Annotated in this window: 13 protein-coding genes and 1 tRNA gene; 8 read left to right on the top strand and 6 right to left on the bottom strand. The window is 63.0% G+C overall.

The window, feature by feature from the left end; genetic code table 11:
• The first annotated feature begins 10 nt into the window (after positions 1 to 10).
• On the top strand, positions 11 to 964 hold the full coding sequence (locus tag AC20117_RS19940; protein WP_083339839.1) for a tyrosine recombinase: 954 nt from the start codon (positions 11 to 13) through the stop codon (positions 962 to 964).
• 206 nt (positions 965 to 1,170) lie between these two features.
• Positions 1,171 to 1,674: a DUF3145 domain-containing protein gene (locus tag AC20117_RS19935; protein ID WP_074702062.1), complete on the top strand. Its 504-nt coding sequence runs from the start codon at positions 1,171 to 1,173 to the stop codon at positions 1,672 to 1,674.
• Between the two features lie 123 nt (positions 1,675 to 1,797).
• Here the strand turns inward: AC20117_RS19935 and fabF are convergent, their stop codons facing one another.
• The 6 genes from fabF to aceE all read right to left on the bottom strand — a co-directional run bounded on the left by fabF (position 1,798) and on the right by aceE (position 9,815).
• Positions 1,798 to 3,033 (bottom strand): beta-ketoacyl-ACP synthase II, encoded by a 1,236-nt coding sequence (gene fabF / locus AC20117_RS19930; RefSeq protein ID WP_074702063.1) that lies wholly within the window; start codon positions 3,031 to 3,033, stop codon positions 1,798 to 1,800.
• Between the two features lie 93 nt (positions 3,034 to 3,126).
• A complete protein-coding gene (locus AC20117_RS19925) occupies positions 3,127 to 3,372 on the bottom strand; it encodes an acyl carrier protein (protein WP_074702064.1) in 246 nt (81 codons plus the stop codon).
• A 122-nt stretch (positions 3,373 to 3,494) separates the two neighbouring features.
• The gene (locus AC20117_RS19920) at positions 3,495 to 4,547 is read right to left on the bottom strand and encodes a beta-ketoacyl-ACP synthase III (RefSeq protein ID WP_418202262.1); all 1,053 of its coding nucleotides are present in this window, start codon (positions 4,545 to 4,547) and stop codon (positions 3,495 to 3,497) included.
• A gap of 11 nt (positions 4,548 to 4,558) precedes the next feature.
• Positions 4,559 to 5,539 carry an ACP S-malonyltransferase gene (locus AC20117_RS19915; RefSeq protein ID WP_074702066.1) on the bottom strand — a complete coding sequence of 327 codons (981 nt, stop codon included), beginning with the start codon at positions 5,537 to 5,539 and terminating at the stop codon, positions 4,559 to 4,561.
• A 94-nt stretch (positions 5,540 to 5,633) separates the two neighbouring features.
• Complete coding sequence (locus AC20117_RS19910) at positions 5,634 to 6,911, bottom strand: PucR family transcriptional regulator (protein WP_418202230.1); 1,278 nt, start codon at positions 6,909 to 6,911, stop codon at positions 5,634 to 5,636.
• A 162-nt stretch (positions 6,912 to 7,073) separates the two neighbouring features.
• Entirely contained in the window at positions 7,074 to 9,815 is a 2,742-nt protein-coding gene (gene aceE, locus AC20117_RS19905) for a pyruvate dehydrogenase (acetyl-transferring), homodimeric type (RefSeq protein ID WP_074703378.1), read from the bottom strand.
• 398 nt (positions 9,816 to 10,213) lie between these two features.
• Here aceE and AC20117_RS19900 point away from each other — a divergent pair, with 398 nt between their 5' ends.
• The 6 genes from AC20117_RS19900 (at position 10,214) to gndA (ending at position 14,831) form a co-directional block, all read left to right on the top strand.
• On the top strand, positions 10,214 to 10,633 hold the full coding sequence (locus AC20117_RS19900) for a DUF3052 domain-containing protein (RefSeq protein ID WP_074702068.1): 420 nt from the start codon (positions 10,214 to 10,216) through the stop codon (positions 10,631 to 10,633).
• A gap of 4 nt (positions 10,634 to 10,637) precedes the next feature.
• Positions 10,638 to 11,096 (top strand): peroxiredoxin, encoded by a 459-nt coding sequence (locus AC20117_RS19895; protein ID WP_074702069.1) that lies wholly within the window; start codon positions 10,638 to 10,640, stop codon positions 11,094 to 11,096.
• 6 nt (positions 11,097 to 11,102) lie between these two features.
• On the top strand, positions 11,103 to 11,990 hold the full coding sequence (locus AC20117_RS19890) for an NAD-dependent protein deacetylase (RefSeq protein WP_074702071.1): 888 nt from the start codon (positions 11,103 to 11,105) through the stop codon (positions 11,988 to 11,990).
• A 62-nt stretch (positions 11,991 to 12,052) separates the two neighbouring features.
• Positions 12,053 to 12,128 (top strand) — tRNA-Val (locus tag AC20117_RS19885).
• 154 nt (positions 12,129 to 12,282) lie between these two features.
• On the top strand, positions 12,283 to 13,233 hold the full coding sequence (locus AC20117_RS19880) for a serine hydrolase (protein WP_139186828.1): 951 nt from the start codon (positions 12,283 to 12,285) through the stop codon (positions 13,231 to 13,233).
• Between the two features lie 161 nt (positions 13,234 to 13,394).
• Positions 13,395 to 14,831: an NADP-dependent phosphogluconate dehydrogenase gene (gndA, locus tag AC20117_RS19875; RefSeq protein WP_074702074.1), complete on the top strand. Its 1,437-nt coding sequence runs from the start codon at positions 13,395 to 13,397 to the stop codon at positions 14,829 to 14,831.
• The last annotated feature ends 67 nt before the right edge of the window (positions 14,832 to 14,898 follow it).

The following is a 14,898-nucleotide window of genomic DNA, read 5'->3' as shown; positions in this document are numbered from 1 at the left end:
AGTGGAAACGATGAAAGCACGTGAGACGCCGGAAGCAGCATCGGGCCGGCCATGGCCGGATAGCTTCAGCTTGGCGTTCAGCAGATTTGAAAAGTACCTGACGGCCGAGCGTGCTCATTCGGATCACACCACACGTGCCTATCTGGCCGACCTCCAACAGCTCTTCAACTTCGCGGCGGACAACTCCATAACGGATTTAGGCGGACTCAGTCTGCTGACTTTACGTGCCTGGCTGGGGAGCATGAATGCGGACGGCCTGGCTCGATCCAGCATTGCCCGCCGTGCCGCGGCTGCCCGAATGTTTACTGCTTGGGCGCTGCGCGAAGAGCTGATCGGAAGCGATCCTGCAGTCCGGTTGCAGGCCCCCAAACGCCAACGGACGCTGCCCCACGTCCTGCAGCGGCGCCAAGTGGAGCAACTCTTCTCGACGCTGGCCGCGGAAGCAGCCGAGGGACAACCTGTTCCGTTGCGGGACCGGGCGCTGATCGAACTTCTCTACGCCACAGGAATTCGTGTTGGGGAGTTATCCGGACTGGACATTGACGACCTTGACCAGGACCGCAGGCTGGTACGTGTGCTGGGTAAGGGCAATAAAGAACGCGCTGTTCCCTATGGTGTTCCTGCGGCTACTGCGTTGGATGATTGGCTTCGCCGTGGCAGGGGAGCACTGGCCACGGATGCCAGCGGTCCGGCGCTGTTTCTGGGCCGCCGGGGAAAACGCATCGACCAGCGGCAGGTGCGGGACGTTTCCGCACGCCTATTTGCCGGACTGGGCGACACCGCCGCCACCAGCCCGCACGCATTGCGCCACAGTACCGCCACCCATCTCCTCGACGGTGGAGCGGACCTCCGCGCCGTCCAGGAGATTCTTGGCCATGAGTCTCTGGCGACTACTCAGATCTATACGCATGTCTCGGTGGATCGTCTACGAGCTAGCTACAAGCAGGCACATCCGCGTGCCTAACACGACTGGAGAATGGCAAGTCCGTAGTTACGCTGGCGGAATTCCCGGACATGCGGCAGAATGAGTCACATAATCCATCGGGTTGACGAAATACTAATAGATGTATCGTCGAATCAACCTGAGCAATAGCAGCGTCGGAATCAGATAACTGTCCGTGGGCTGAAGGTCGTTGGGGAAGACGTACCTACAGCAAATTGGAGGATGGGATGTCTGTTGTGATGACGCGTGGTGTGCTGTTTGTGCATTCGGCGCCTACAGCGCTATGCCCCCACATCGAGTGGGCCGTCGGATCCGTCGTGGACAAGCGAACGGATCTCGACTGGACCCCTCAACCTGCTGCGCCCGGAATGTTCCGGGCCGAACTCTCGTGGATTGGTCCACAGGGAACAGGTTCTATGCTGGCGTCCGCCTTGCGCGGCTGGGCCCACCTGCGTTATGAGGTGACAGAAGAACCGAGCCCCGGCGTCGACGGCGGCCGCTGGTCGCATACGCCCGAACTCGGCATATTCCACGCGGCAACAGATGTCCATGGCAACATCATGGTTTCGGAAGACCGCATCCGCTATGCCTACGAGACGGGCGCTGGTGATCCGGCAGCTGTTTACCACGAGCTGTCCTTGGCGCTGGGCGAGGCTTGGGATGAAGAGCTGGAACCCTTCCGGCATGCGGCCGAGGGCGCGCCCGTCCGGTGGCTTCACCAAGTCGGCTGACACTTCTGCATCAAACGTCTTCGCCGCTCACACAACAGCAATGCAAAAGGAGAGGCTGCCCAGCGAATCGCTGGTCAGCCTCTCCTTTGCTAATCTACGGCGGGGATTCCGGTTTTCGTGCGGTCAGGCGTTCCGGAACACGACGACGGCGTTATGTCCGCCGAAACCGAACGAGTTGTTCAGCGCCACAATGTCGCCGCTGGGCAAATCCCGGGCGGAGGTCACGACGTCCAGCGGGATCTCTGGATCCTGGTTATCAAGGTTGATGGTCAAAGGCGCCTTGCGTTCGTACACGGCAAGGGCCGTCATGACAGATTCGACCGCGCCCGAGGCACCCAAAAGATGTCCGGTCTGTGACTTGGTTGCCGAGACCGAGACATTGTCCACCTGATTGCCCAGGGCAGCCTTGAGTGCCGTGTACTCGGGTTTGTCGCCGACCGGGGTGGAGGTGGCATGGGCATTGACATGGACCACGTCTACGGCCTGAGCACGGGCATCAAACATAGCTGCCTTGAGCGCCCGGGTCGCTCCAAGGCCTTCCGGATCCGGGGCGGTGATGTGGTACGCATCGGCGGTGACTCCGGAGCCGGCAAGTTCGGCATAAATACGGGCGCCGCGGGCCAGGGCGTGTTCCTCGGCCTCGAGGACGAGCGCGCCGGCTCCTTCGCCCATGACGAATCCGTCGCGGTCCAGATCGTACGGCCGTGAGGCGTGCTCAGGGTCGTCGTTGCGTTTGGAGAGCGCCTGCATGGCGCTGAAGGCGGCGATCGGCATGGCATGGATGGCAGCTTCGGCGCCGCCGGTCATGACGACGTCGGCCTTGCCGGCGCGGATGAGATCAACGCCCATGGCGATGGCCTCGGTGCCTGAGGCGCAAGCGGAAACGGGAGTGTGGGCGCCGGCGCGGGCACCCAGATCCATGCTCACCGCTGCTGACGGGCCGTTGGGCATCAGCATGGGCACAGTCATCGGCAGGACCCGGCGGGGCCCCTTTTCCCGAAGGGTGTCCCAAGCATCCAGAAGAGTCCAGACGCCGCCGATACCGGTAGCGAAAGCCACGGCCAGACGGTCGTGGTCGATATCTTCAATGCCCGAGTCCTTCCATGCTTCACGGGAGGCGACCACGGCAAACTGCGTGGAGGGATCCATCCGCTTGGCCTCGACGCGGGTCAGTACTTCGTCCGGCTTGTTCGAGGCCCGGCAGGCAAAGGTTACGGGGAGTTCGTAGCGGGCTACCCAATCGTCTTCAAGGGTGCGGGCGCCTGACACGCCCTTGAGAGCGTTCTTCCACATCGTCGGGACGTCGCCGCCGATGGGCGTGGTGGCGCCAAGGCCGGTGATGACTACTTTGCGTGCCATTTACTCATTCTCTCCAAGGGTGTGGGGCAAAAATGCAAGAGTCGGCGGCCGGACCGATTTCCATCCGGCCGCCGGTCCCTGTGAAGGGAAAACTTACGCCTGGGCGTTGGCGATGAAGTCCACGGCGTCGCCGACGGTCTTGAGGTTCTTGACCTCTTCATCGGGGATGCGGACGCCGAACTTTTCCTCAGCGTTGACGACGATCGTCATCATGGAGATGGAGTCAATGTCCAGATCGTCGGTGAAGGACTTGTCCAGCTCGACAGCTTCGGGTGCGAGGCCGGTTTCCTCGTTAACGATTTCGGCCAGGCCTGCCAGGATTTCTTCGTTGCTAGCCATTAAAGGCTCCTTTTCTTATGGTGCCGGCACGGTGTCCGGCCGGGGTTGTCAAACCGTTGAATACGGCTTGGAATGGAAAACTGTTCACATGCAGGGGAATTTGCAGCGGAACGACTGCGATACTACGGCAGAACGACGACCTGCGCACCGAAGACCAGCCCCGCGCCGAAGCCGATCTGCAACGCCAGGCCTCCGCTGAGCTGCGGGTTCTCCTGCAGCAGCCGGTGCGCGGCCAGCGGGATGGAAGCGGCGGACGTGTTCCCTGCGTCTGCAATGTCGCGGGCGACCACGACACTTTCCGGAAGCTTGAGCTGCTTGATCATCTCGTCGATGATGCGCATATTGGCCTGATGGGGGACGAATGCGGCCAGCTCCTCCGGCTTGACTCCGGCCTCGTCCAGGGCGCGCTTGGCAACCTTGGCCATTTCCCACACGGCCCAGCGGAAGACCGACTGTCCGTCCTGCCGCAAGGTGGGCCACAGCTTCTTGCCGTCCTCGGTCCGTTCTTCAGCGGCTGCGGAGAGAGAGCCTGCAGCCTCTGCCGCCAAGGACAGCTCACGCACGTCGTTCAGCGAATGGGTCATGCCGATGACGTCCCACTTGCTCCCGTCCGAGCCCCAAACCGACGGTCCGATGCCGGGGGTGTCGGAAGGGCCGATCACAACGGCGCCAGCACCGTCGCCGAGCAGGAAGGAGATGGTCCGTTCGGAGTTGTCGATTACATCCGAAAGCTTCTCAGCTCCTACTACCAGCACGTATTCGGCTGCGCCGGAACGGACCAGGGCATCGCCCTGGGCAATGCCGTAGCAATAGCCGGCGCAGGCAGCGGAAATATCGAATGCCGGCGCGGGCGTTGCTCCAAGCCGGTCTGCCAGGGCAGCAGCGGCCGACGGCGTGGCGTACGGGTGCGAGACTGTCGAGACGATGACGGCCCCGAGCTGGGAGGCCTCGATGCCTGCCTTTTGGAGTGCTTCGTTGGCGGCGCCCTCGGCCATGTCCACAACAGAGGTATCCGCCCCGGCCCGGTGGCGTGTCACGATTCCGGTCCGCTGTCGGATCCATTCGTCCGAGGACTCAATCCACTGGCAGACATCGTCGTTGGTGACGATGACATCGGGCCGGAAAGCGCCCATACCGAGGATGCGGGAATGTTCGCGCAGTTGGGACTGGCGCATGACGGGGGTGCTCACTGGTGGATGTCTCCAGACTTATGTTCATTGGTAAGTACGACGCCGGCCGGTGTCTGCTGTGTGTGTTCGGCGATGAAGGCGCGGGCCTGCTCGAGCTGGTCGGGGGATTTCAGCGCCATTGTAGCGACGCCCTTCATGCCACGCTTAGCCAGCCCGGTCAGCGTCCCCGCCGGCGGCAGTTCGAGTAGACCGGTCACACCCACGGAGAGCAGCTCTTCCATGCACAGATCCCAGCGGACAGGCCTGGAGACCTGGGCGATCAGACTGTCCAGGTTCTGTTCGCCCCCGGCAACCGGTTCGCCGTCGTTGTTGGAGAGCAGCGTTAGCGCCGGCGAAGCAGGGGAAAGCTGTGGGCGCAAGCTTTCCAAGACACTGACGGCGGGCGCCATGTGCTCGGTATGGAAAGCACCGGCTACCTTCAGCGGGATGACTCGGGCCTTGGCTGGAGGATTGTCAGCCAGCTTCTGGAGTTGGTCAAAGGTGCCCGCTGCCACGATCTGCCCGCCGCCGTTCGCATTCGCGGGGGTGAGCCCCGCGGCGTCGATAGCTGCGAGAACTTCCGCCTCGCCTCCGCCGAGCACCGCACTCATGCCTGTCGGGGTCTGTGCGGCGGCCTGGGCCATCGCGTTGGCGCGTTCGCGGACAAAGGCCATCGCATCGTTTTCCGTCAGGGCGCCGGCAATGGCCGAGGCGGTAATCTCGCCGACGGAGTGTCCGGCCACAACCGTGGAAAGATCGAGCGGCTCGTCCGCCATCAGCGCTCTGGCTGCAATGAGGCCGGCCGCGACGATTAGCGGCTGGGCAACGGCTGTATCTTTGATGGTCTCTTCATCGGAAGTGGTTCCGTGGGCTACGAGGTCCAGCTTCGCAATGTCGCTGAGCAAGTTCAGGTGCTCAGCGACGCCGGGGACGTCTAGCCAAGGGGAGAGGAATCCTGGGGTCTGGGAGCCCTGGCCCGGGCAGACAATTGCAAGCACTTATCCAGCTTTCCAAAGAGGTTGGGTTTCTTAGGGTGTTTTGACAAACGAAGCTCGCCTGATCCCTTTGTAGGAAGTCTACAAGGGTAGGTTGTTACTGCCGAGTAGGCGCGCGCTCCTGGGCGGGGCGTGACGCTGCTACGAGACGGCCAACAACGAGGGCTGTTTGCAGAACGAACGCCTCGCGGGGGAGCAGCGGATCCCAGCCGGTCACGTCACAGACTCTCCGCAGACGGTACCGCACGGTATTGGCATGGACGAAGAGTTCCCTGGCGGTTGCCTCCAGGGAATGGCCAAGGGACAGGTAACTGGAGAGTGTTTCGCTGAGTCCGTTTCCAGCGTTGACCAGCGGCACGTAGATGTATTTGTACAGGTCGCGGCGTGCGGCGTCGTCTCCCGACATGACACGTTCGGGCCACAGGTCGTTTGCTGCCACCGGACGTGGCGCACCTGGCCAGGCCCGGGCAGCCGAGAGGCCGGCGAATGCTGCCTGCGCCGACATGCTGGCTTCTACGAGCGATTTGGCTTCCGGCCCATAGACCACCGGGCCGGGGCCGAACAGCTCGCTGAGCCGGATAAAGGCCGAGCCCTGGTCGGAGATGCCGCCCAGTACCAGAATCAGCCTCTCGCCCTGGATTCCCACCAAAGTGTCATCGGCGAACCGTGAGCTGGCTCGGCGTATTTCGGCGACGAAGGACGGGCTTGGCTCCGGCGGGGAGCTACCCACCATGACGGTAATCCTGCCGGCCGATTTCCAGCCGACGGCGGCGATGCGCGACCGCAGAGCGTCCGAACTCTCGCCCCGCAGGATGGCGTCGACGACAAGTGCCTCCAGCCTTGTGTCCCAGGCTCCGCGGGTCTCGGCGGCACGCGCGTAGACGTCAGCTGCGGCGAACGCTACCTCCCTGGAATACCGCAGGACCGCCTCACGCAGCGATGCTTCGTCGCTGCCGCCCGCCAAGTCGCCGACCTGGTCCTCCACCGCTTCAACCACCACCCGGATCAGCTGCAGGGCGCGTTGCAGGCTGATTGACCGGGTAAGTTCCGTCGGAGCTGTTCCGAAAACGTCGTTCATGACCCAGGCAGGCGATGCCGGACGTTCATACCAGGTTACGAAGGACGCGATGCCTTTTTGCGCAACCAATCCCAGCGCTGCCCGCTCGTCGGGACGAAGGCTGCGGTACCAGGGCAGCTCGCTTTCCAACCGCTTGAGCGTGGTGGTGGACAGCGCGCCGATCTTCGACCTGAGCCGGTCAAGGGTGGCAGCGGTAGCTGGCGGCTGCTTGCTTGAGGACGGCATGGCGCCGCGAGCCGTGGTCTTCGGCGACGCTAGCGGGGCCGGTGTTGCGGCGTTGGTCCGGGACTGGGGCATGCCTCGAGCATACGCACTTGGCGGCCGGTGCTCCATTCGCTCTTTTGTGTGGTTCCTACTAAAACGGCAGGAACTGTTTCCGAGGCGGTGGCGGGTCGCGGAGATAAAAAAGCAGCGGGCCCCCTTCCGAGGACCCGCTGCTTTCCCATTCATGCCGCTAGGTCAGGAATCGCCGCCGGCGTTTCCGGACGTACCGGCCGTAACGTCGTTGAGCTTGTACCGGTCGAAGGCTTCCTTGGGAGCGTTCTGGTCCACCTCGCCGCGGCGGGCGAGCATTTCCAGGGCGCGGACCACGATCGAGTGGCTGTCGATCTTGAAGAACCGGCGGGCCGCTGCACGGGTGTCGGAGAAGCCGAATCCATCCGCACCGAGCGTGGCGAACTCATGGGGCAGGAACTGACGGATCTGGTCCGGCACGGCCTTCATGTAGTCGCTCACGGCAACGATGGGTCCGGTGGCACCCTCAAGCTGTTCGGTGACAAACGGCTTGCGCGGCTCGGAGCCTGGGTTCAGGAAGGCTTCTTCCTCCGCCGCCAGGCCGTCCCTGCGCAGCTCCGTCCAGGACGTGACGGACCAGACGTCGGCGGAGACGCCCCATTCGTCGGCGAGGATCTGCTGCGCCTCGAGCGCCCACGGCACCGAGACGCCTGAAGCCAGCAGCTGGGTCCTGGGACCGTCAACCTTGGCCGGCGCCAGCAGGTAGATGCCCTTAAGCAGACCTTCGACGTCGAGCTCTTCGGGCTCTGCCGGCTGCAGGATCGGTTCGTTGTAGACCGTTAGGTAGTACATGACGTTCGGATCCTTGGAATCCGGTCCGTACATGCGCTCCAGACCGGACTTCATGATGTGTCCGATTTCGTAGCCGTATGCGGGATCGTAGGTGACGACCGCCGGGTTGGTCGAAGCCAGCAGCGGCGAATGGCCGTCGGCGTGCTGCAGGCCTTCTCCGGTGAGCGTGGTCCGGCCTGCCGTGGCGCCGATAATGAAGCCGCGGGTCATCTGGTCCCCGGCGGCCCAGAAGGAATCGCCGGTGCGCTGGAAACCGAACATGGAGTAGAAGATGTAGATCGGAATCAGCGGCTCGCCGTGGGTGGCATAGGCGGTTCCTGCTGCTGTGAAGGCTGCGGTGGAACCGGCCTCGTTGATACCCGCGTGCAGGATCTGCCCGGAAATGGACTCCTTGTACGCCAGGACCAGGTCACGGTCCACGGACAAGTAGTTCTGCCCCTTGGGGTTGTAGATTTTCGACGTCGGGAAGAACGAGTCCATGCCGAAGGTACGGGCTTCATCCGGCACAATCGGGACAACCCGTTTGCCGAAGTCCTTGTCCCGCATCAGATCCTTCAGCAGGCGCACGAAGGCCATCGTGGTCGCAGCCATCTGCTTGCCGGAGCCGCGCTTGGCGACCTCGTAGGCCTTGTCGTCCGGCAGATGGATTGGCTCCGCGGTGTTCCGCCGCTCCGGCACGTAACCGCCCAAGGCTTTGCGCCGCTCCTGCAGGTACTGGATCTCGGGGGAGTCCTGTCCTGGATGGTAGTACGGCGGCCGGTACGGGTCGGCTTCGAGTTGCTCGTCGGTAATCGGGATCCGCAGGTGGTCGCGGAACTGCTTCAGATCATCCAGGGTCAGCTTCTTCATCTGGTGGGTCGCGTTGCGGCCCTCGAAGTGGGTGCCCAGACCGTAGCCCTTGACGGTGTGCGCCAGGATGACGGTCGGCTTGCCCTCGAACTCGGTGGCAGCCTTGTAGGCGGCGTAGACCTTGTGGTAATCGTGGCCACCGCGCTTGAGGTTCCAGATCTCCTCGTCGGAAAGGTGGGAGACCATTTCCTTGGTCTGTGGGGTCTTCCCGAAGAAGTGCTCGCGGACGAAGCCGCCGGACTCGGCCTTGTAGGTCTGGTAGTCGCCGTCGGGGGTCTCGTTCATGACGTCCACCAGGGCGCCGTCCTTGTCGGCAGCCAGCAGCGGATCCCACTCGCGGCCCCAAACGACCTTGATGACATTCCAGCCGGCACCGCGGAAGAAGGCTTCGAGTTCCTGCATGATCTTGCCGTTGCCGCGAACCGGGCCATCGAGGCGCTGGAGGTTGCAGTTGATGACAAAAGTGAGGTTGTCGAGGTTTTCATTAGCGGCCAACTGCAGCAGGCCGCGGCTTTCCGGCTCGTCCATTTCGCCGTCGCCGAGGAAGGCCCAGACGTGCTGCTGGGAGGTGTCCTTGATGCCGCGGTTCTGCAGGTAGCGGTTGGACTGCGCCTGGTAGATGGCGTTCATCGGCCCGATACCCATGGAGACCGTCGGGAACTCCCAGAATTCCGGCATCAGGCGGGGGTGCGGGTAGGACGAGAGCGCGTGGCCGGCCTTGGACTTCTCCTGCCGGAAACCGTCCAGGTCCTCTTCGCTCATGCGGCCTTCGAGGAAGGCGCGAGCATACATGCCGGGCGAAGCGTGTCCCTGGAAGAAGACATGGTCGCCGCCGCCGGGGTGGTCCTTGCCGCGGAAGAAGTGGTTAAGTCCGACTTCATACAGGGTGGCCGCGCCGGCGTAGGTAGAGATATGCCCGCCGACGCCGATGTCAGGCCGCTGTGCGCGGTGCACCAGCACCGCCGCATTCCAGCGCAACCAGGCACGGTATTTGCGTTCGATTTCTTCCTTGCCCGGGAACGCAGGTTCCTGGTCGGCGGGAATGGTGTTGACGTAGTCCGTGGTGGTGACCATGGGCACGCCGACGCTCTGGGCGCCCGCTCGTTGCAGCAGGGAGCGCATGATGAACTGTGCGCGCTCGGTGCCTTGGGACTGAATCAGCTGGTCCAGCGATTCGATCCATTCCGCGGTTTCCTCAGGATCGCGGTCCGGGAGCTGGTGTGTCAGCCCGCTCAGGATGTGCGAGGTATCTTCTCCTGCGCTCACGTCCAACCTCTCTTATGTGCAGATTGTGTCTGCGCCGTGCATGGTCAAGCGTCCCGGCCGCGCTTACGGCGGGCAATGTCTCCGGCTTCAAGCGGAAGCATTGGTCGCTGAATCCCGGCGCAGTCCGGTTTGGACGCGCACGGATATTCTTCGTGCAACTCTAGCCGCTCATAGTGCCATAGCGTAGCCGCGGGGCTGCCCGAGAACCCGTTGATTACGCGGTGGAAGAACGCACTATCACAATTGTTGCAGGGGCTGCCTTTTTCATGGCGGACGCGGTGGCTGGCTTGATGCATCCGCAAATAGGGTGTTGGCTTGTAGTATCCATTACAGGACCGACACGGTCCTGTACACGCAGGTATGACAGTTGCAAGACAGTTCCAACCAGGAGGAGCACAGTGAGCGAGGCCGAGGCCGCCACGGTTGACAATGTGGCAGGCAAGTTGGGTTTCAAAGACGGAGACCTAATACAGGAGTTCGGCTACGACGAGGATGTGGATTTCGATCTGCGTGCCGACATCGAAGAGTTGACTGGCTCCGAACTGCTCACCGAGGACGACCAGGATTCCGTAGATGCTGCCATTCTCTGGTGGCGGGACGGTGACGGAGACCTGGTGGACGCACTGGTAGATTCCCTCACCATGCTGGACGACGGCGGTGTGGTGTGGGTCCTGACGCCGAAATCGGGACGGGACGGCTACGTGCCGCCGTCGGATATCCAGGAAGCAGCACCCACGGCAGGACTGCACGTCACCACGTCCGCAGGAGTCTCCGATGACTGGGCAGCAGCCCGGCTCGTAAGCAAGAGGAACAAATAACCGTATGAGTTTTCCCGCCGTCGGCAAGGCCGCCCCAAATTTTGAGCTGTCCAACCAGTTCGGGGAGCCGATCCGTCTCTCCGATCTCCGCGGCCAGTCCGTCGTCATAGTCTTTTACCCCTTCGCTTTCTCCGGCATCTGCACCGGCGAACTGTGCGCGCTTCGCGACGACCTGGCGTCCTTCAAGGATCAAAACGCCCGGTTGCTAGCCGTGTCCGTTGACCATAAGTTCGCGCTTCGGGCCTTTGCCGAGCAGGAAAGCTACGAATTCGATCTGCTCGCCGATTTCTGGCCGCATGGCGGCGTGGCGAAGGCTTATGGCGTTTTCGACGAAGAATCAGGCATGGCAGGACGCGGAACGTTCATCGTGGACGCGGACGGAATCCTCCGCCACGTGATCAACAGCCCGCGTACCCAGGCACGGGATATCCAGGAGTATCACCGCCTGCTGAAAGAACTTTAGGCAGCGATGGACCGGGGACGGCTGGACCAGGCCGTAGACGCCATGGCCGGCCGTCCTCTTGCCGTCCTCACCGGTGCCGGACTCAGCACGGATTCGGGCATCCCTGACTACCGGGGGCCGGACTCCGTGCCGCGCAGCCCCATGACATATCAGCAATTCGTGTCGGATGAACTGCTGCGGCGCCGGTACTGGGCGCGCAACCATGTCGGCTGGCGCCACATGCATCGGGCCGAGCCGAATGCCGGGCATCTCGCCCTGGCGGTCCTCGAACATGCCGGGCTCATGACAGGGCTGATCACACAGAACGTGGACCGTCTGCATGAAGACGCCGGCAGTATCAATGTGATTGATCTGCACGGGCGCTTCGACAAGGTCATCTGCCTGCAGTGCCGCCGTGTAGTCGACCGCTCCGAACTCGCTGACCGGCTGGAAGTACTGAATCCCGGATGGCCCGACTCCTCGGCCGATCCCGGCGATGTTGCCCCCGACGCGGACGCCGATGTCGGTGACACGGCGCACTTTGTCATCGCGGACTGCGAAGTGTGCGGCGGGATGCTGAAGCCGGACTTTGTTTATTTCGGTGAGAACGTTCCCAAGGACCGTGTCGCCGCGGCCTATGCCATGGTCGACCGGGCGGAGGCACTGCTGGTGGCGGGATCATCATTGACGGTGATGAGCGGGCTGCGTTTTGTCCGCCATGCCGCCAAAACAGGCAAGCCGGTGGTCATCATCAACCGCGGCAGCACGCGCGGCGATGACCTGGCGTCGGTGAAGATCGAGTCGGGCGTCTCGGAGACTCTGCAAAGCCTGGCGGCGGAGCTTCCTGCCCTGTTTGCCGATGATGCAGATGGTGCCGGTGAGTCCAGTTGGCACATCGGGCCGGTTATCCGGTAGAGTATTTCCTTGTGATGTTGCGGCGGATAACGCACTGCGGCACTGTACAAAACATCACCATTGGGTCTTTAGCTCAGCTGGTAGAGCGCCACGTTTACACCGTGGATGTCATCGGTTCGATCCCGGTAGGACCCACCAACGCAGGGCTCCGGCAACGGAGCCCTGCTGTGTTTAACCGCGAAATGTGGCCAGTTCCGGGCACAGCGTTCAGGTCCTGCACAGGTTGCGCGGAGACCGCGGCCATGATGCTGTGGTAGCAAAGATAAAACCGGTTTCCGATCCGAAGGTAGCAATGCCAAGCATCAAGCGTCGGCCGATCTTTGCCCTGGTGGGCAGCGCGGCCGCCATCCTCCTTGCCGCGCAGACTGTAGACGTAGCCGTCGACAGCCGGGCGGGGAACGAGGACCTGCAGGCCCAAGCCCTCTCCAGGGCAAGCCAGGTGGAGAATCTCCGGATCAGTGGCCAAGCTGGCGGCGGCGCGGATGCGAAGGCGTCTGAGCCCAGCCTGGATGAGCAGCAGTTTTCCGTCGCCATGGACGAGTATGCAGCCGCAACAGGGAAGACGTTCTCCGCCGCGGTGTACGATCCGGCCACGGATGAGACCTGGACCTACAACGCCCGCCAAGGCTACATGGAAGCAAGCATCGTCAAGGTGTCCATGGTCCTGACGCTGATCCGCGAAGCCACGGAGGAAGGCCGGGGGCTGACTTCGGATGAGATGGACCTCTCGGCCCGAATGATCCAGTCAAGCGACAATGACGCCACTAACGAGCTCTACCGGCACATCGGCGGTGCCGAGGCGTTGCAGGAGACCTACGACCTGCTGGCCTTGACGAGCACGGAGGCAGGGCCGCTCTGGGGCGCGTCGACCACCACTGCAGCTGACCAGCTCAAGATCGTCAACGCCGTAATCTATGGAACGGACTGGCTGAATGAAGACCAGCTGGCCTATCTCCAGAAACTGATGAACCGGGTGGAGGCATCCCAGTACTGGGGAGTGCCCTCCGGTACCACCCATGCCTCCGTGGCACTGAAGAACGGTTGGCTGCAGGACGACGACGGCAAGTGGGATGTCAATAGCATCGGCTACGTCAGCGAGGACAGCACCGAGTACGGGATCACGGTTCTTTCATCGGGCAATCCGGAGATGGAAGACGGCGTCTCGCTGATCGAGGACGTTGCGGGCATCATCCATGAACTCGAACGCAGCGACGCAGCCCAGGGGAGTGCCGGGTCCAACTGAGCCCCTGCAAATGCCGGCGGGCACCAAGAGCCGGCCGTGCAAAATAGTGCAACGGCTTAACCGCCCGGGCACTGCCGGACTAGGCTGGAGCGTGGATACCTATCCCGGCTGCCCACGCGAGCAGTCCCGGGCCCACGCAAGCAAACAAGCACTGGAGAGTAATGAGCGCACACATCGGTGTGACAGGTCTGGCAGTCATGGGCGCCAACCTGGCACGGAATTTTGCCCGTAACGGCTACACCGTTGCCCTGCACAACCGTTCGGTGGAGAAGACCGATGCCCTGCTGAACCAGCACGGGGATGAAGGCGACTTCGTCCGCACCGAGTCACTGCAGGAGCTGGTGGATTCCCTGCAGAAGCCGCGCCGTGTGCTGATCATGGTCAAGGCCGGAAAACCCGTGGATTCGGTCATCGAGCAGTTGACTCCGTTGCTTGAAGACGGCGACATTGTCATCGACGCCGGCAACTCGCACTATGAGGACACCCGCCGGCGTGAAGCTGCATTGGCCGAAAAGGGCCTGCACTTCGTCGGAATCGGAGTCTCCGGTGGCGAGGAAGGCGCCCTGCTCGGCCCGTCCATCATGCCGGGCGGTTCGCGCGAGTCCTACGATTCCCTCGGCCCCATGCTGGAAAAGATTTCAGCAAAGTACGACGGCGACCCGTGCTGCCGCTGGATCGGCACCGACGGCGCGGGCCACTTTGTGAAGATGGTCCATAACGGCATCGAATACGCAGACATGCAGGTCATCGGCGAAGCCTTCGACCTGCTGCGCTCCGGCGCCGGCATCGAACCTGCCGAGCAGGCAGAGATCTTCACCGAATGGAACAAGGGCGAGCTGTCCTCGTTCCTGATCGAGATCACCGCCGAGGTACTCGCGCACACGGACGCCAGGACCTCGAAGCCCTTTATCGACGTCGTTGTTGATTCCGCCGGCCAGAAGGGCACGGGACGCTGGACGGTTGTCTCGGCACTGGAATTGGGTTCCCCGGTATCGGGTATCGCCGAGTCCGTCTTCGCCCGCGGCTTGTCCTCGCAGCGGGACCAGCGTGCCCTGGCGCAGGATGTGCTGGCCGGCCACGAAGAGCAGGTGCAGGTACCGGAGGGCTTCGTCGAGGACGTCCGCCAGGCGCTGTTCGCGTCGAAGCTGGTCAGCTATGCCCAGGGCATCGACATGCTCACCTCGGCCGCGAAGGAATACGGCTGGGAACTGAAGCTGGACGAAATCGCGTCGCTGTGGCGTGCCGGTTGCATCATCCGCGCCGAGCTGCTCGACGACATCATGAAGGCCTACGCCGACGAGGACCGCCCCGAGAACCTGCTGTTCGCTCCGGCCTTCGCCGAAGCCATTGCGGCAGCGGTACCGGCCTGGCGCCGCGTCGTGGCGACCGCCGTGCAGCTGGGCATTCCCGTCCCGGTCTTCTCCAGCTCGCTGGCCTACTACGACGGCCTGCGCCGCAAGCGCCTGCCGGCCGCCCTGACGCAGGGCCTGCGCGACCTGTTCGGTGCCCACACTTACCGGCGCATCGACGCCGAGGGCACCTTCCACACACAGTGGAGTGGCGATAAGTCCGAGGTCGAGGCTGTCGACACGCACTAACAATGCAAACGGTCCTGCCGGCGCGGCTTGATGGGCCGCACCGGCAGGACCGCCGGCTCCGGCGGGA

This window comes from Arthrobacter crystallopoietes, assembly GCF_002849715.1.
GTDB lineage: Bacteria > Actinomycetota > Actinomycetes > Actinomycetales > Micrococcaceae > Crystallibacter > Crystallibacter crystallopoietes.
The sequence above is the reverse complement of the archived record's forward strand: the minus strand, read 5'-3'. Positions and strand labels throughout refer to the sequence as shown.

Bases quoted from the DNA above. Each gene is read 5' to 3' on its own strand.
- AC20117_RS19935 (WP_074702062.1), top strand. From the start codon at position 1,171: ATGTCTGTTGTGATGACGCGTGGTGTGCTGTTTGTGCATTCGGCGCCT.
- AC20117_RS19910 (WP_418202230.1), bottom strand. From the start codon at position 6,911: ATGCCCCAGTCCCGGACCAACGCCGCAACACCGGCCCCGCTAGCGTCG.
- AC20117_RS19890 (WP_074702071.1), top strand. From the start codon at position 11,103: ATGGACCGGGGACGGCTGGACCAGGCCGTAGACGCCATGGCCGGCCGT.
- gndA (WP_074702074.1), top strand. From the start codon at position 13,395: ATGAGCGCACACATCGGTGTGACAGGTCTGGCAGTCATGGGCGCCAAC.
- AC20117_RS19925 (WP_074702064.1), bottom strand. From the start codon at position 3,372: ATGGCTAGCAACGAAGAAATCCTGGCAGGCCTGGCCGAAATCGTTAAC.
- AC20117_RS19880 (WP_139186828.1), top strand. From the start codon at position 12,283: ATGCCAAGCATCAAGCGTCGGCCGATCTTTGCCCTGGTGGGCAGCGCG.
- AC20117_RS19895 (WP_074702069.1), top strand. From the start codon at position 10,638: ATGAGTTTTCCCGCCGTCGGCAAGGCCGCCCCAAATTTTGAGCTGTCC.
- AC20117_RS19940 (WP_083339839.1), top strand. From the start codon at position 11: ATGAAAGCACGTGAGACGCCGGAAGCAGCATCGGGCCGGCCATGGCCG.
- fabF (WP_074702063.1), bottom strand. From the start codon at position 3,033: ATGGCACGCAAAGTAGTCATCACCGGCCTTGGCGCCACCACGCCCATC.
- AC20117_RS19920 (WP_418202262.1), bottom strand. From the start codon at position 4,547: ATGCGCCAGTCCCAACTGCGCGAACATTCCCGCATCCTCGGTATGGGC.